Source organism: Bilifractor sp. LCP21S3_A7 (genome assembly GCF_052118825.1).
GTDB lineage: Bacteria > Bacillota > Clostridia > Lachnospirales > Lachnospiraceae > Bilifractor.
Map to the genome: position 1 here is coordinate 218317 of NZ_JBQKGL010000005.1, position 15856 is coordinate 234172.

Here is a 15856-nt window from a genome sequence, read left to right on the forward strand (position 1 = left end):
AGCAATTCTGTTCAAAGACGGGTTTCATTACTCATCGTTTAAGGGTACGCCCAGAAACTTGCGCTTGACCCGGGATGTTTCGCAGTCAATTTTCGTTTCTCATGATTTACGCGAACAGTGAGCCGCAGCCGAATGCGAAGTATTCGTGTGCGGCGAGCGTCGCGATAGCGAGATAAAACTCGCGTAGCGTGTTTTATCTCGTTTAAGGTACGTCCGGTTAAGGTACGTATGGAAGGCTCCTGCTCAGGCCTTCTTCCCTGCGCTGCGCAGAGCAACGGCAGCTTCATCGATGCTGGTATTGTTCACAGCGGCAAAATCGCCTGCGTCTGATGCCTTTGCGTATTCCGGGTTCATCGGTATCTTTCCGAGAACCGGTACGCCGAGCTCCTTAGCAATTTCATCGATGTGGCTTTCGCCGAACGGGTAGATCTTTTCTCCGCAGTGCGGGCAGTTCATATAGCTGTAGTTCTCGACAATACCCAGAACCGGTATGTTCATCATTTTGGCCATGTTGTATGCCTTTGTGACAATCATACGCACGAGGTCCTGGGGAGAGGTCACGATGATGACGCCGTCAACGGGAAGTGACTGGAATACGGTGAGCGGCACATCGCCGGTCCCCGGAGGCATATCCACGAACAGGTAGTCGAGCTGGCCCCAGATCACATCGGTATAGAATTGTTTTACAACTCCCGCGATGACCGGACCTCTCCAGATCACCGGATCCTCCTCATTGGGAAGAAGAAGGTTTGTGGACATGATTTCGATGCCGTTCGCGGCCATCTTCGGATAGATGCCGTTGCCGTCTGATTCGGCACTTCCCTTGATTCCGTACATTTTCGGGATGGAAGGGCCGGTGATGTCTGCGTCGAGAATGCCTGTGCTGAAGCCCTGCAGCGTCATCGCGTTTGCGAGGGATGCGGTCACCATAGATTTCCCGACACCGCCCTTCCCGCTGACTATGCCGATGATGTGGTCGATGTTGGAAAATGCGTTTTCCTCAATGTGGAAATCCGGCTTCTGCTCATCCCCGGAGGGCCGGGCGGATTCTGTGGATTTTACGTTTTCTTCTGCCATACTAATCTCCTTTTTTAATATTGTTTCGGTTACTATCGGGACTCCGATGCAGCTATTATATACCATGATACGCGAACGACAAAGCACACAGGTTACGGATTACTGTGCGATATGTGAACCGCAAAATCAAGCGGGCTGCGGATTGCTTTGCACCACACATTCCCGCAGTGCTGTCGGTTTTCAGATTTCCGTAAAAGCTGTAGTATCTATCACAATTACGCATCCATTGCTTACAGCATGCTGTCGGTTTTCAGATCTCCGTAAAGCTGTAGCGCTGCCGTATACCGGAGGTGACGATGTCAAAGATGATGGTGCCGTCTTCCTGCACGGTTTTTTCATAGGTAAAGACCTTGTCCTTAAATTTATTGCGTATGAATTCCTCCGGGTCGTCGGTCCTCACTTCATCGATGAAAACATCCCTCATCTGGTTGTTCGGGCATTTATTGAAAATTTCCCAAACGGTCTCATACTCTTTCATAAATTATATCCTTTCGACTGTTGTGGGCGGAAACCCACCTGCCCCTGGGCGGTGGGAGGAGCCTTGTAAATTCGTAGCCATTAACCCTGGCTCTTGATTTGCTTAACATCGCTGCTGTCGTATAGAGGGGATACAGGTAATCCGCGAAAACCCGGTCGGTCCTGGTCTGCGCGGCATCCGGCTGTGTCCGTTTCGTTGTGTTTTTGTATAATAATCAGCTGACAATCAGGTCACACATCCTTCAGAATCTGCCATGCGTCGATCAGCCGTGGTAAGGACCACGCGGCATTTGCCGGGCTTGTAGAGGGCATTTTCACGGCTTCCCTTCCTGTCTTCGGGTAAATATATTTCATATACAGGTTATAGGAAGTGGTCCCGTTGCAGAAGATTCTGCGGATTGGTGCAGCCTTCAGGATGCGGTCGAGATCATTCGGCACAACATCACGGATGCTGCTGTCGCTGGACCCGGTAATTGTGCAGGATTGAATCGTGTCCCACATGGCGATGTGATTTTTCCGGAGAAACTCCTTTTTTTCTTCTATGGTTGTCAAAGGATCTGAGCCGAAGATAGCGGCAATGACCATCCAGTAGCGGTTTCTGGGATGGCCGTAGAAAAAACCGGCTTCCCGGGACTTTACGGACGGAAAACTCCCGAGAACCAGCACGGTGGATTTTTCGTCAAAAAATGGCGGGATCGGATGCACCTGCATCTGCGGCTGCTGCCGTCTGGTCTGCGGCTTCTGTTTTCCGGTCTGCATTTCCTTCCGAGGATTTACAGAATGGCCGGATTTTTCTGCACTCATGAGACTTCTCCTGTCTTGCCGTCTGCCTGTTCGGCCGGTACACCGGCTGTCGATTTGTTATCTTCTCTGTCTCTCGCGAGCATCTTCTGAAAGTCCTCCTCGGTCTCGCCTTCGATGCCCTCCTCATCAAAGGCGGTCACGACGTAGAAGCCGCGCGGGGTATCGCGGATGTCAACGACTCTTCCGCTTCTGGAATGAATCCGCTCATAGGGAGCATAGTTTCTGCTCATCGCGATCGCCGGGATGATTGTGTAGTAATACGAGGATGGAAGCTGACTCTCGGTGATGGTTACTTCATCTCCAACCCGGACGAGATTTTCCCGCTCCATTTTAAATTCTGAATAACGCATGTGTATGACCTTCCCTGAATAAGTCCTGTTTCAAAGAAATCCAGTTTCCTGCACGGACAGACTCCCGGAATTACGGGGGAACGAGATAAAACACGCTGCGCGAGTTTTATCTCGCTATCGCGACGCTCGCTGCACACGAATACTTCGCATTCGGCTGCGGCTCACTGTTCACGTAAACGAGATAAAACACGCTGCGCGAGTTTTATCTCGCTATCGCGACGCTCGCCGCACACGAATACTTCGCATTCGGCTGCGGCTCACTGTTCGCGTAAATACAGAACGTCTCCCGGAACTGCGCAGATGTTCCGGGAGACGTTTTTCAGAGAATCCGGAAACAGTCCCGGATATCAGTGATGGAAGAGGCGGATTCCGGTGAATGCCATCACCATATTGTACTTGTCGCAGCACTCGATGACAGCGTCGTCGCGGATGGAACCGCCGGGCTCGGCGATGTACTGAACACCGGATTTCTTCGCTCTCTCGATGTTGTCGGAGAACGGGAAGAAGGCGTCCGAACCGAGGGTTACGCCCTCCATTTTGTCAAGCCATGCTCTCTTCTCTTCTGCGGTGAATACCGGCGGCTTCTCTGTGAATACCTTCTGCCACTCACCGTCCCGGAGTACGTCCATGTATTCGTCGCCGATATAGACGTCGATGGCATTGTCCCGGTCCGCCCGGCGGATGTCATCTTTGAACGGGAGGCTGAGAACCTGCGGGCTCTGCCGTTTCCACCAGTTGTCCGCCTTCTGACCGGCCAGACGGACGCAATGTACACGGGACTGCTGTCCGGCACCGACGCCGATGGCCTGTCCGTCCTTTACGAAGCATACAGAATTGGACTGTGTGTATTTCAGCGTAATCAGCGAAATCTTCAGATCGCGAAGTGCGGATTCCGGAAGATCCTTGTTCTTTGTCACGATGTTCGAGAGAAGTTCATCGTTGATATCCAGCTCCTGACGGCCCTGCTCAAAGGTGACGCCGAAGATCTGGCGTTTCTCCAGGGGCGCCGGAACGTATTCAGGATCGATCTGAATGACAACATAATTCCCCTTCTTCTTCTGATGAAGAATTTCAAGCGCTTCATTCGTGTAGCCCGGGGCGATGACGCCGTCGGAAACTTCACGCTTGATGACAGAAGCAGTGCTTGCGTCGCAGACATCCGACAGGGAAATGAAATCACCGAAGGATGACATGCGGTCTGCTCCCCTTGCGCGGACATAGGCACAGGCAAGCGGAGAAAGCTCCGGCATATCATCGACAAAGTAGATCTTCTTCAGCGTGTCGGAAAGCGGGAGGCCTACCGCGGCGCCGGCAGGAGATACATGCTTGAAGGAGGCTGCTGCCGGAAGACCGGTGTTCTTCTTCAGATCACGAACGAGCTGGTAGCCGTTGAAGGCATCCATGAAGTTAATGTATCCGGGTCTGCCGGAAATTACCTTGATCGGGAGCTCGCTGCCGTCCTCCATATAGATGCGGGAAGGCTTCTGGTTCGGGTTGCATCCGTATTTTAACTGTAATTCTTTCATCTGCTTCACCTCGTATTAATATTTGAAGATCGTGAATATGTTTCGGAAAACATCAATTCCTGCGGAAACACGTATGCGGCTTTCACGCTGGCTGCATATGCGGTGCTCCGGTTCGTTTTCTGTAGAACGCACACGGTTACTGATTTTTGTTTACAATCCTGGTCTCGAAGCTTCCGCTCTGAATGTCAATGTAGCGCACGAAGAGAGATACCTTATTGTCCTCGTTCAGGCTGCTCCAGATCATGCTGGTCCAGGCATCAATATCGTCCGGGACATCGACAGGCTTCGGCTCGCCCTCAAAGCTTGGAAGCGGATTACCGTCCGTAATATAGGTGGAAATAAAGTGGCCTTCTCCTGCCGGCGCATTCGGATAATCGAAGGTAAATCTCAGACATTGAGCTGGATTTCCGCTGTCGCTTTTCAGAATAGACATCGTGTAGCCAAAGATGCCGTTCTCCACGGTCAGAAGTCCTGAGATCCGCGGGGTGTAGTTCGGTCCGTCAGGCTCAAATTCACGGGAACGAAGGCTCTGCTCGAAGGTAAGTCCCTTTTTCATTCCGTCGAAAATGGTATCGGTCTGGTCACCGTTGGTAACAATGGTGTGCGCCTTGTCGAGCACGCGGACCGGCGCATAGATGATCAGACTCGGGTCCTCCATTTTGGAAGGATCAAATGCCTGAGTACGGATGCCGTCCCCTTCTTTGACAAATACACGGTTACGGCTGTTTGCGCTTCTGCCCATGATAAAATAAGCCGTGGCTGCATATCTTCCGTTGGCTGAACGTCCGATTACAATTCCACGGCCGGGGTAGGCGTTGCTTTTCAATTCGTCTGACAGATTGATCTTCTGCATCAATAGCTTCCTCCTGTGATTCCTGGACACGACATGAATCCGCGGGATTCCGGAGGATAGCCGGGGAGCGTCTGGATAACATGATGTGCCGCCTGCGTCATTTCTGACCACTATATATAGTTTTCAAGAGTCACTTTTTATATTACGTAGCAGAAAGAGAATTGTCAAGCCTTTCCGTATAAGTGCCTGACGCCTTTCCGTATAAGCGCCTGACAGCCCTTCCGTATGAATGCCTGACAGCCTTTTCCGCATTTGTGACACTGACACCTGCGGCACGTCTTCACGATATCAGAGCTCAATCAGTTCTCTCGGGGAATGCGAGAGATCATCAATGCCGTCCTTTTTGATGACAACCAGATCTTCAATCCGCACGCCGCCGAATCCCGGAACATAGATGCCGGGCTCCACGGAAATCACCATGTTCTCCTGGATGACAGAGCTGTCAAGCGGAGAAAAGCGGGGCTCCTCGTGGATGTAGAGGCCGACACCGTGACCCAGTCCGTGTCCGAAATTGTCTCCGTAACCGGCATTCCGGATCACGCTTCTGGCAAGCTCGTCACACTGCTGTCCGGTAAGTCCTGCGTGGATTCCGTTGAGGGCGGCGTTCTGCGCCTCAAGAACCGTTGTATAGATTTCCTTCTGCTTTTCATTTGCCTTTCCGACAACAACGGTACGGGTCATGTCTGAGCAGTAACCTTCGTAGGTGCAGCCGAAGTCCATGGTTACAAAATCTCCGCTTTCGATCTTCTTCGAGGAAGGAACTGCATGTGGCATGGAGGAGTTGATTCCGGATGCCGTGATGGTATTGAAGGAGAAGCCCTGTGCGCCGTGACGCTTCATCTGATACTCCAGCTCTGCCGCGGTTTCCAGTTCAGTGACACCGGGCTTCAGGAACTTCAGAATTTCGGTAAAGGCAGCGTCTCCGATGGATTCTGCGCGGGCAATCAGACGGAGCTCCTCGGGGGTTTTGATTTGTCGGATCAGATCGATGCTTTCATCGAGCGGAAGCCACTGCTGAATTTCCGGGAGAGCGTTCGTGAGACGGCTGAATTCATAGCAGCGCATGAACTTATCCTCATATCCGACAATTTCAGCGCCATCAACCGCCAGCAGCTCGCGCAGAATCTGCGTTCTCTTGTGAGTGCGGTTCTCCTCGATGATGGTGAAGCTGCTCTCCTTTCCTGCCGCTTCGGTATATCTGGAATCGGTGATCACCACCTGCTGTTTCGGAGATATGTAGACCATACCCTCGCCCCCGCGGAATCCGGATATATACATCATATTGTGAGGATCCGTGATGAAAAGAGCCTGTGCTCCGGTTTTCTTGAAAATGTCCTGTATCATTTCTCTGCTCATGTCAGAGCCTCCTTTGGATGAAATACTGTTATAGTTTTCCGTAGATTTCCTGCGGAACATATGCTTCGATGCGGATCCCCTCTGGAAGATATTTTTCTTCCAGAAGTGTTCCGGACTGGCGAATCAGCGCAATTTTTCCGGCATCGCCATAAGAAAAAGTTCTCTCTATGTGAATCTGGTCCTCCCTGATGATTTTTTCCAGAATCTGTCTGAGGAAATCCAGTCCGTCCCCGAACTTAGCGGAGACCGGTATAACATAATCGGCGTGGTGATCATGCATGTGGACGCCGGGAGAGACCATGTCCTGCTTGTTGAAGAGGGTGATGATCTTTTTCCGGTCCGCGTCCAGCTCATGCAGGGTCTGGTAGACGACCTGCATCTGCTGTTCCAGATGCGGACTGGAAGCATCTGCCACATGGATGATGTAGTCGGCAAGAGCGGCCTCCTCCAATGTGCTGTGGAAGGCGTCAATAAGGGTATGCGGGAGCTTTCGGATAAATCCTACCGTATCGGTCAGGAGAATCTGCCCGCCCTCGGGCAGGCTCAGAAGTCTTGTTGTGGGGTCGAGGGTTGCGAACAGCGCGTCTTCCTCCAGAACACCCGCATTCGTGAGGGTATTGAGCAGGGTGGATTTTCCTGCGTTGGTATAGCCTACGATCGCCGCGGTTTTAATATTTGTCTTTTTTCTTCCCTGACGGAGCACCTCCCGATGCTCCTCGACCTTCTTCAGCTCCGCTCTCAGGGCGCTGATTCGTTCCGCGATCAGCCGTCTGTCAATTTCCAGCTTTTTCTCGCCGGGTCCACGGGTTCCGATACCGCCGCCAAGGCGGGAAAGGTAGGAACGCATTCCTACCAGATGCTGCTGACGGTAGCGGAGCTGTGCCAGTTCGACCTGAATTTTTCCTTCGCTTGTCCGGGCTCTTTGGGCAAAAATGTCCAGAATGAGCATTGTGCGGTCGTATACTCTGCAGTTTAATTCCTCTGCCAGGTTGTTCATCTGTGCTGGAGAAAGCTCGTCGTCTGTAATAATGGCGTCTGCCTGAAGCATTTCCAGCATGCCGGCGATTTCCTCGATTTTTCCCTTCCCGATGTAGGTCCCGGGATCCGGGTTCTCCCGGTTCTGGAGAACCATAGTCACCGTTTCGACGCCCGCCGTCTCCGCAAGTGCCTTAAGTTCGTTCAGGGAATCACGGGTCTCTGCCTCATCGCCGGTGTTGACGGCGACCAGGATGACCCGTTCCCTTGTCTCTGCATTGTCAAACATATCTGCTGTCCATCCATCTGTTCATTCAGGCTGCCGTTTAATACCCGGTGCTTCCGTCGTAGTAGCCGGCAGAATCGTAATTGCCATAGGCGCTGGTATCTGTGCCGTAGGCAGTACCATAGTAGACGCCGGTATTATCGTCGTAACCATCGTTGTCCGCATCGACAGTTCCCTGGTATGAACCGGAATCATCGCCGCTGCTCTGACCTTCACCTGCGGAATTGTATGACGCATTGGATTGATCCGTATTGGCGGTATCTGTCGTTTCGGATTGTGTGCTGCCGGATGCTTCGCTCTGTGTATCGCTGACGTCGGACGGGGAGGAAGAACTGCCGGAGGAACTTGTAACGTTCTCGGATGCCGTTGCCTCTGTCTCCATTACGCGGCTCTGCAGGAACAGATTCTCCTGTACAGCTTTCTGGTTCGTCGGATAGGATTTGAGAAAACTTTCCATCTTCGAGGCCGCGGTTTTGAAATCAAGCTTCTTCTCATAGGCGATGATTTCGTTATAGAGCAGCTCTTCCTTGTACTCCGCCTCATCGGTGTCGAGCCCTGCCTGAATCTTCTGAAGTGCATCGTCATAATTGCCTTTCATGATGGCAATCAGAGCCAGGCCGTTGTATCCCAGAGAAACGGAGGTGTCATTGTCAATACAGCTCTGATACAAATCTTCTGCGCTGTCGTAGTCTCCGGTGTCGGAGTAGACTCTTCCGAGCAGCATGACGGCACCGGGGATATTTTTTTCTATGGCTTTCTTGAGATATTTTTCTGCCTTGCCGTAATCCTTGAGTTCATAGCAGATCCGTCCGAGCTGATAGTAATCATCAGATTCGGACGGCTTCTGATTTAAGGCATCCTTTAAAAATGCGGCTCCGTCTGCCTGCCGGTTATTCTGCACATAAATGTCATAGATTTCCAGATAAATCTCATAAGAGTTATCCAGCTCCAATGCCTTCTGAAAATCCTGGCCGGCCTGGCCGAATTTGTTCTCGAGGGCGTAAAGCTTTCCCCGCAGCAGAAAGGCCTGTCCGGCGTGTTCCTCTGACTTGATCAATTCATTGTAAATCGTCATGGCATTGTCGTACTGCTGCTCTTCTGCATAAGCCTGCGCCTGGTAAAAGAGAACATCTTCGCGGAAGGACTTATTCTGACGCGGATATTTTATTGCCGCCAGTGATTTGGAGAAGGCATCCACGGCATTTTCATAGTCTCCGAGATTGAGATAAGCGATGCCCAGCCCGCGGTATCCTTCTGCCTCTCTCCCCTCGGAATCAACAGCCGACTGAAAATTCGTAATAGCAGTGTTGTAATCTTCGGATTTCAGAGCTGACATTCCGCTGGCATAGGCACTGTCAGAGGCGTTCCCGCAGCCCGGAAACAGCAGCGTGGCGCCAAGCAGCAGCACAGGCAATGAAATCCGGGCTTTTCTGAAAGATTTTTCTGATTTTTTATCCTTTATCATGATGTGGTTACCTCTGATTATATGGTCCCCTCCGGGTTGTGCAGGCGCACTCAGATAAGCTTTCCGTAAACACCCCTGCTGCAAAGGTCGGAGAAAGCCTTGCGGACGCTGTCCTTGTCTTCCTGATATGTAACGCCAAACCAGGTGTCGTCTGTGTCCAGAACCTTTACGACAGCCTTGCCCTTGTGAAGCAGCTGATCAATATAGGTTGGAAGAAGGAATTCCTTCTTCAGATCACCATCGGGAATCTGCGCAAGGAATTCACGGAACGCGCTGTCCAGAAGATCGATGAAATCTGCCTGCAGTCCCCACATATTCATGGAAACCATAGAATTGACATCGATGGGAACGTCTCCGTCAGGAGAATGAACCGCAGCGCCACCGGGGGTACGAACGATGTTCTGGGTTTCATTGACACCGATCAGATTCCGGTCGGAGTCAAGGACGCATACTCCGCGGGTAACACCTCCGTTATCGCTGAGGGTGTTGCCAAGACGGAAACCGGCCATGCAGATCTGATGAATGCCGTTCTGTGTCGGATGATCCGCAACGAGATAGTCGTGCAGAAGAGTAAAGGCTTTTTTGCCGTAGTAGTCGTCTGCGTTGATAACCGCAAACGGTGTGTCAATGAGTCCGCGGCAGGCGAGAATTGCCTGGCCGGTACCCCAGGGTTTCGTCCTTCCCGCGGGCTTTGTAAATCCTGACGGAAGATCATCCAGCTCCTGAAAAGCGTATTCGCAGGGAATTTTCTTCTCCATGCGGCTGCCTATGATCTCGCGAAAATCCTTCTCCAGATCCTTCCGGATGATGAATACGACTTTATCAAAACCTGCTTCAATCGCATCATGTATAGAGTAATCCATAATGATTTCCCCGTTCGGACCAAGGGGCTCCAGCTGCTTGATTCCCTTTCCAAAGCGGCTTCCGATTCCGGCCGCCATAACTGCCAGTGTAGTCTTTTTCATACTTGTTCCTCCTATGATTTGTTCTGGTGCTGCATTTATCTGAATGATCTGAAAATCTATGCCGTGCGATACATCGCGCCAGACACAGTATAAGCTGCGGATTGCTCCGTGTCTCGCACTCCCGTAATCCAGCAATCCAAGTATGAGGATTGGGATTGCGCGACTTCGCGCTTTATCGTCATATCTGGTGCCTTCGAAATCGCATCTTACGCACGCTCTGCGTGTGACGATCCTGCCTGCGTTTTCGAAGAGCTGATACAGTACAGCAGTATGACGGTTGTTTATTGCTCCTGTAATTTCGCGAGCTTTGCCGCCTGGTCGGCGGCGATGAGGCTGTCGATCAGATCGTCAAGATTTCCATCCATGATGCTGTCAATTTGATGCAGGGTGAGATGAATCCTGTGGTCTGTCACGCGACCCTGAGGAAAATTATAGGTCCGGATTTTCTCGGATCGATCGCCGGTTCCGATCTGACTTCTGCGCATCTCGGCCTCTTCATCATGCCGTTTCTGCTGTTCGAGGAAGTATAACTTGGCACGGAGAAGAGCCCATGCCTTGGCCTTGTTCTGAAGCTGACTTTTCTCAGTTTGTGAATAAATGACGATTCCGGTAGGCAGATGCGTGAGACGCACGGCGGAGTCTGTCGTGTTGACACACTGTCCGCCATTTCCGGACGCGCGCATGACATCGATACGGACATCCTTGTCCGGAATCTCTATGCTGATGTCATCGGTCACCTCAGGCATGACCGCAACCGTGCAGGTCGATGTATGAATTCTTCCGCCGGATTCGGTTGCAGGCACCCGCTGCACCCGGTGCACACCACTCTCGTATTTCAGACGGGAATAGGCACCCTTTCCGATGATTTTGAAGGTGCATTCCTTGCATCCGCCAAGACCGGTTTCTTCCAGATTGACCAGATCGGTCTTCCATCCCCTGCTGTCTGCGTACTTCATATACATGCGGTAAATTTCCGAAGCAAATAGAGCAGCTTCCTCACCGCCCGCTCCGGCGCGGATCTCAAAGATAACATTTTTCTCGTCGTTCGGATCCTTCGGCAGGAGCAGAAGCTTCAGCTGCTGTTCGAGATCTGATCTCTGACTGCGAGAGCTCTGCAGTTCTTCTTTGAGCATCTCGCGCATTTCCGGATCGTTTTCAGATTCCAGGAGCTCAAGGCTTTCGGAGATTGCGGCCTCATTTTTCTTGTAAGCCGCATAGGTATCCGCAACCGGCTGCAGTTCTGCCTGCTCTCGCATCAGACTTTGCAGACGTGCCGGATCGCCGGCAGTATCCGGGTCGCTGAGACGGTTCAAAACCTCTTCAAGCCGGAGCTGCACATCTTCCAGCTTTTCAAACATAGCTTCCACCTTTCTGTCAGCGGAGGTAACGGCCGCCGGCGACGCGGTCGTTTCCCCCGAGATCTTTCGTGATGCAGATATCATGATATCCGAGGCGTTCAAGAATTCTCCGTATATCCGTTCCCTGATCGTATCCGATTTCAAGAAATAGATATCCTTTCTGTCCCTTTCGGAAATGCCTCCTGGCCTCCTCTGCGATTTTTTCCTCGAAATAGAGCCCGTCTTCATGTCCGTCAAGGGCCTGATATGGCTCGTGGTCCCGCACTTCGGGATCCAGTCCGTCGATGACCCCGGTGGGGATATAAGGCGGATTTGAGAGAATTACGTCATATTCCTCTCCGGCAGGAAGCGCTTCAAAAAGATCTCCGCAATAAAAAACAGCGCGGTCTTCCTGCACGCCCAGAGCTCTTCTGTTTTTTCGAGCGATATCGAGCGCTTCAGGCGAGAGATCGGTGCCGGTTCCCGTCACATTGGGACAGCTTTTCAGGAGGGACAGCAGGATGCATCCGCTGCCGGTGCACATGTCCAGAATGTGCCAGCCGGTCTCCAGAATCCCGGCTGCCTCTTCTACAAGAGTCTCGGTATCCTGCCTCGGGATCAGAACAGCCGGGCTGACGGAAAAACAATTGCCATAGAACCAGGCCTGACCGGTCAGGTACTGGAGCGGGATGCGGCGGCCGCGCTCCGTCAGAAGCCGGGAGTATTCCGCTGCAGCGTCTGCAGGCATGCACTCATCGCCGTGCAGCAGATACCAGCTGCGCGTAATGCCGGTCGCATGTTCCATCAGAAGCCATACATCTGTTTTTGCGTCGGCAATTCCGGAAGCGGACAGCAGACGAATCCCGTAATGATACCAGTCATGAAAAGACTGCAAACGGAAGGACTGTAAACTATCGGACATTATAGATCCACCTCCAGGGAGAGTGTAAACCGCATCCAGTCCCTTGCGCGTGCTTCACGGCAGGTAATCTGTCTGCGTTTTCAAAGAACTGGTGTTTAATGGTCATTTATACAGCAGAATTATACGATAACATGACGATGGGCGCAAGAGAACTGCCTGAGACGAACCCTCCAGTCCGATACGGACAATCTCTCGCTCGATTAAATATATGAGATCTGCTTGAACGCTAACCTATACTTTGTATTTCATCCGAATGACAGGCAGTCTTGTGCTCGATATGGTGAGGTGACAGAGAGTGTCAATTCACAAAGAACGGATGCCCTTCATACAAAAGTATGTGAAAAAACGAGCCGGAACGAATGTTCCGACTCGTTTCTGTTTTCTGATAAGCGCCGCAAATTCTACGTTACTTAAGACCGTATTTCTTGTTGAATGCATCAATACGACCACGAGCCTTTGCTGCCTTCTGCTGTCCTGTGTAGAACGGATGGCATTTGGAGCAGATCTCGACGTGGATCTCCTTTTTTGTAGAACCTACCTTGAAGGTGTTCCCGCAGTTGCAGGTAACGGTAGCTTCATAATACTCTGGATGAATGCCCTGTTTCATGTTTTCACCTCTTCCAATTCATATCTGGTAAATTTATTGGTATGCTGTGTCTCAACTTTCGTATCAGATTAACAGCCCTATCATCATACCACGGGAATATCTGTTTTGCAACTGATTTTTGATATGTATTCTGCAGCTGGTTTTTGCCATGTATTCTGATACCAACGTATTCTGATACGGTTCACGATCATCGAAGCAGCTGTTGAAAAAACGGTTGAAAAACTGTTTAGATCCCACTGTCCATCACACGGTCTGTGACGGATGCAGTCCGCTGCTATCAGACGAGATCAGACAATTCGCTGTTTTTTCAGCATCTGAACAAGTTCCCGGTTGTTTCTCGTATGGGTAAACATGTTCAGTACATTTTCGCCTGCTTCTTCGGCACGAAGACCGTTCAGCGCACGGCGCATGTTGTTTACCGCCTCGAGTTCATCCGAATCCAGAAGCAGGTCCTCTCTTCTGGTTCCGGACCTTGCGAGATCGATGGCCGGGAAGACACGCCGCTCCTGCAGCTTCCGGTCAAGGATCAGCTCCATGTTGCCGGTGCCCTTGAACTCCTCATATACAACATCATCCATTTTGCTTCCGGTGTCTACGAGTGCGGTCGCGAGAATGGTGAGGCTGCCGCCTTCACGCATGTTCCGGGCGGCACCGAAGAACCGCTTCGGCATATGAAGGGCTGCAGGATCAAGACCTCCGGAGAGGGTTCTTCCGCTGGGCGGAACGACCTGATTGTACGCTCTTGCAAGACGGGTGATGCTGTCGATAAAGATGATGACATCCTGTTTGTTCTCAACTAATCGTTTGGCCCGTTCAATTACCATTTCCGAGACTCTCTTGTGATGCTCCGGGAGTTCGTCGAAGGTGGAGTAGATGACTTCGACGTTCTTTCCGCGGACAGTTTCCCTGATGTCGGTAACTTCCTCCGGACGTTCATCGATCAGGAGAATGATGACATGCATCTCCGGATTATTCCGGAGAATCGATTTTGCCGCTTCCTTCAACAGTGTCGTTTTTCCGGCCTTTGGCGGAGAGACGATCATTCCTCGCTGTCCTTTGCCAATGGGACTGACCAGGTCTACAATCCGCATCGCAACCGGCCCGCCCGGCCGCTCCAGATGAATGCGTTCATTTGGAAAAATGGGCGTCATATCTTCAAAATTCATCCGGCGCGCATTGACATAGGGGTCAAGACCGTTCACGCTTTTGACAAACAGAAGGGCGGAAAATTTCTCGTTCTGTGATTTTATTCTTGTGTTGCCGGAAAGAACATCTCCGGTTTTTAAATGGAATTTCCGGATCTGAGAAGGAGACACGTAAACGTCATCATCTCCCGGAAGGAAATTTTCAGAGCGGATAAAACCATATCCGTCAGACATGACTTCAAGTATGCCATGGGCTTCCGACCCGCTGTCGAGCTGTCCGAGTTCCTGACGCATCTGTTCATTTTCATCAAAACCATCATTCTGATGTTCGTCACTATTTTGATGTTCATATCCATTTTGGCGTTCACCGTTGTTTGGGCGCTCGTATCCGTTCTGGCGTTCGCCGTTGTTTGGACGCTCATATCCGTTTTGGCGCTCGCCGTTGTTTGGGCGCTCATATCCGTTCTGGCGTTCACCGTTGTTTGGGCGCTCGTATCCGTTCTGGCGCTCGCCGTTGTTCTGACGTTCATATCCGTTCTGGCGCTCGCGAGATTCGTTATGTCGGAAATCTCTCCGGGTGCCGGAATCATTATCATTTCCCCGGGAGGAGCTTCTACGGCTGCCGCCCTCGTTTCTGGAATAACTGTTTTTGGCTGCCTCTGTTCTCTGGAACTCTGCTTTTGAGGAGTCTGCTCTCGAGGAACCGGTTTTCGAAGAACCTGTTCGAGAGGAGCCTGATCTTGTGTGATCAGCTTCCGGGGCTTCTGCCCCTGAAGATTCTGCTGCGGAGACTTCTGATTTCGCAGATTCCTTCGCGTCTTCCTCAAGCATCCGGTTAATCAGTTGTTCCTTGCGCATTGCCGTTGTTCCTTTAAGCTTTCTGGATTTTGCGATTTCCCGAAGCTCTTTCAATTGTAATGATTCGTACTGTTCTCTTGTCATATCGTCCTCTCTTTTAAAACACTCCGGGGATGTAACCCGGAATTGCTGGTGTGCTGTGTGTACAGGGTCCGGCTGTTTCCCTGACAGGATCCGGTCTGGTGTGCCGCTCAGAAATATGCCTCGTAATCCGTTTTTGAAAAATGAAAATCAGGTCATATGGATTTAGATTATCTCAAATGGGAAATAAGATGAAAGGATATGAATACTGCGGCTAACAGGACTCGAACCTGCATGGTTTCCCAACGGGACCTAAACCCGCCGCGTCTGCCAATTCCGCCATAGCCGCATGGTGTACAGCTTTTCATATCCGTCTGATGTAGAAACTGAATGATATAGAAAAAGAGATGACAGAACGTCATCTCTTCTGGTCATCACAAAATGAAGCATCGGGGACTCGAACCCCGGACAACTTGATTAAAAGTCAAGTGCTCTACCACCTGAGCTAATGCTCCGAATGATCTGGGCCAGCCGGATTCGAACCGGCGGATGCAGCAGTCAAAGTGCTGTGCCTTACCGCTTGGCGATAGCCCATTATGTCGCCATCACGGCAGGGTGGATAGAGGGATTCGAACCCACGATCTCCAGAGCCACAATCTGGCGCGTTAACCAACTACGCTATATCCACCATAGTAATTAAATTGAAACAGGAACTCGCGGTGCTGAATGATCCAACACTATATCTGGCTCCGAGCGTGCCTGAAGGGATTCGAACCCCCGACCCACGGCTTAGAAGGCCGTTGCTCTATCCAGCTGAGCTACAGACACGTAT

The 15856-nt window shown here is 51.3% G+C and carries 14 protein-coding genes and 5 tRNA genes; all 19 read right to left on the minus strand.

The annotated features are described in order from the left end of the window. Positions 1-243: 243 nt before the first annotated feature. The 19 genes from ACTQ1O_RS06675 to ACTQ1O_RS06765 all read right to left on the minus strand — a co-directional run bounded on the left by ACTQ1O_RS06675 (position 244) and on the right by ACTQ1O_RS06765 (position 15852). Positions 244-1077 (minus strand): P-loop NTPase, encoded by an 834-nt coding sequence (locus tag ACTQ1O_RS06675; protein ID WP_441486624.1) that lies wholly within the window; start codon positions 1075-1077, stop codon positions 244-246. Positions 1078-1327: 250 nt separating this feature from the next. Continuing rightward, a complete protein-coding gene (locus ACTQ1O_RS06680; RefSeq protein ID WP_441098985.1) occupies positions 1328-1555 on the minus strand; it encodes a hypothetical protein in 228 nt (75 codons plus the stop codon). Between the two features lie 230 nt (positions 1556-1785). Next, positions 1786-2265, minus strand: a complete 480-nt coding sequence (locus tag ACTQ1O_RS06685) for a DNA-deoxyinosine glycosylase (RefSeq protein ID WP_441486650.1) — start codon at positions 2263-2265, stop codon at positions 1786-1788. Between the two features lie 89 nt (positions 2266-2354). Then, the gene (locus ACTQ1O_RS06690) at positions 2355-2708 is read right to left on the minus strand and encodes a hypothetical protein (protein WP_441476122.1); all 354 of its coding nucleotides are present in this window, start codon (positions 2706-2708) and stop codon (positions 2355-2357) included. Between the two features lie 347 nt (positions 2709-3055). Beyond that, positions 3056-4234 carry a phosphoribosylaminoimidazolecarboxamide formyltransferase gene (locus tag ACTQ1O_RS06695; protein WP_441486625.1) on the minus strand — a complete coding sequence of 393 codons (1179 nt, stop codon included), beginning with the start codon at positions 4232-4234 and terminating at the stop codon, positions 3056-3058. A gap of 136 nt (positions 4235-4370) precedes the next feature. Next, complete coding sequence (locus ACTQ1O_RS06700) at positions 4371-5087, minus strand: IMP cyclohydrolase (protein ID WP_441486626.1); 717 nt, start codon at positions 5085-5087, stop codon at positions 4371-4373. Positions 5088-5375: 288 nt separating this feature from the next. Then, a complete protein-coding gene (locus ACTQ1O_RS06705) occupies positions 5376-6443 on the minus strand; it encodes a M24 family metallopeptidase (RefSeq protein ID WP_441476125.1) in 1068 nt (355 codons plus the stop codon). Between the two features lie 28 nt (positions 6444-6471). Beyond that, positions 6472-7707: a GTPase HflX gene (gene hflX, locus ACTQ1O_RS06710; protein ID WP_441486627.1), complete on the minus strand. Its 1236-nt coding sequence runs from the start codon at positions 7705-7707 to the stop codon at positions 6472-6474. Positions 7708-7744: 37 nt separating this feature from the next. Further along, positions 7745-9169, minus strand: a complete 1425-nt coding sequence (locus tag ACTQ1O_RS06715) for a tetratricopeptide repeat protein (protein WP_441486628.1) — start codon at positions 9167-9169, stop codon at positions 7745-7747. A 50-nt stretch (positions 9170-9219) separates the two neighbouring features. Continuing rightward, positions 9220-10134 (minus strand): nucleotidyltransferase, encoded by a 915-nt coding sequence (locus ACTQ1O_RS06720; protein ID WP_441486629.1) that lies wholly within the window; start codon positions 10132-10134, stop codon positions 9220-9222. A gap of 281 nt (positions 10135-10415) precedes the next feature. Continuing rightward, positions 10416-11492 carry a peptide chain release factor 1 gene (gene prfA, locus ACTQ1O_RS06725; protein ID WP_441486630.1) on the minus strand — a complete coding sequence of 359 codons (1077 nt, stop codon included), beginning with the start codon at positions 11490-11492 and terminating at the stop codon, positions 10416-10418. Positions 11493-11508: 16 nt separating this feature from the next. After that, entirely contained in the window at positions 11509-12393 is an 885-nt protein-coding gene (prmC, locus tag ACTQ1O_RS06730) for a peptide chain release factor N(5)-glutamine methyltransferase (protein ID WP_441486631.1), read from the minus strand. A 406-nt stretch (positions 12394-12799) separates the two neighbouring features. Continuing rightward, positions 12800-13000, minus strand: coding sequence for a 50S ribosomal protein L31 (gene rpmE, locus ACTQ1O_RS06735; protein ID WP_441098995.1), 201 nt, complete (start codon positions 12998-13000; stop codon positions 12800-12802). Positions 13001-13287: 287 nt separating this feature from the next. After that, entirely contained in the window at positions 13288-15087 is a 1800-nt protein-coding gene (rho, locus tag ACTQ1O_RS06740; protein WP_441486632.1) for a transcription termination factor Rho, read from the minus strand. A gap of 206 nt (positions 15088-15293) precedes the next feature. After that, positions 15294-15373 (minus strand) — tRNA-Leu (locus ACTQ1O_RS06745). Positions 15374-15466: 93 nt separating this feature from the next. Continuing rightward, positions 15467-15539, minus strand: a tRNA-Lys gene (locus tag ACTQ1O_RS06750). Between the two features lie 7 nt (positions 15540-15546). Next, positions 15547-15618 (minus strand) — tRNA-Gln (locus ACTQ1O_RS06755). A gap of 20 nt (positions 15619-15638) precedes the next feature. After that, positions 15639-15712: transfer RNA gene (locus tag ACTQ1O_RS06760), tRNA-His, on the minus strand. A 66-nt stretch (positions 15713-15778) separates the two neighbouring features. Next, positions 15779-15852, minus strand: a tRNA-Arg gene (locus ACTQ1O_RS06765). Positions 15853-15856: the final 4 nt, after the last annotated feature.

Bases quoted from the DNA above. Each gene is read 5' to 3' on its own strand.
- ACTQ1O_RS06720 (WP_441486629.1), bottom strand. From the start codon at position 10,134: ATGAAAAAGACTACACTGGCAGTTATGGCGGCCGGAATCGGAAGCCGC.
- hflX (WP_441486627.1), bottom strand. From the start codon at position 7,707: ATGTTTGACAATGCAGAGACAAGGGAACGGGTCATCCTGGTCGCCGTC.
- ACTQ1O_RS06715 (WP_441486628.1), bottom strand. From the start codon at position 9,169: ATGATAAAGGATAAAAAATCAGAAAAATCTTTCAGAAAAGCCCGGATT.
- ACTQ1O_RS06705 (WP_441476125.1), bottom strand. From the start codon at position 6,443: ATGAGCAGAGAAATGATACAGGACATTTTCAAGAAAACCGGAGCACAG.
- rho (WP_441486632.1), bottom strand. From the start codon at position 15,087: ATGACAAGAGAACAGTACGAATCATTACAATTGAAAGAGCTTCGGGAA.
- rpmE (WP_441098995.1), bottom strand. From the start codon at position 13,000: ATGAAACAGGGCATTCATCCAGAGTATTATGAAGCTACCGTTACCTGC.
- ACTQ1O_RS06675 (WP_441486624.1), bottom strand. From the start codon at position 1,077: ATGGCAGAAGAAAACGTAAAATCCACAGAATCCGCCCGGCCCTCCGGG.
- ACTQ1O_RS06700 (WP_441486626.1), bottom strand. From the start codon at position 5,087: ATGCAGAAGATCAATCTGTCAGACGAATTGAAAAGCAACGCCTACCCC.
- ACTQ1O_RS06690 (WP_441476122.1), bottom strand. From the start codon at position 2,708: ATGCGTTATTCAGAATTTAAAATGGAGCGGGAAAATCTCGTCCGGGTT.
- ACTQ1O_RS06685 (WP_441486650.1), bottom strand. From the start codon at position 2,265: ATGCAGGTGCATCCGATCCCGCCATTTTTTGACGAAAAATCCACCGTG.
- prmC (WP_441486631.1), bottom strand. From the start codon at position 12,393: ATGTCCGATAGTTTACAGTCCTTCCGTTTGCAGTCTTTTCATGACTGG.
- ACTQ1O_RS06680 (WP_441098985.1), bottom strand. From the start codon at position 1,555: ATGAAAGAGTATGAGACCGTTTGGGAAATTTTCAATAAATGCCCGAAC.
- prfA (WP_441486630.1), bottom strand. From the start codon at position 11,492: ATGTTTGAAAAGCTGGAAGATGTGCAGCTCCGGCTTGAAGAGGTTTTG.
- ACTQ1O_RS06695 (WP_441486625.1), bottom strand. From the start codon at position 4,234: ATGAAAGAATTACAGTTAAAATACGGATGCAACCCGAACCAGAAGCCT.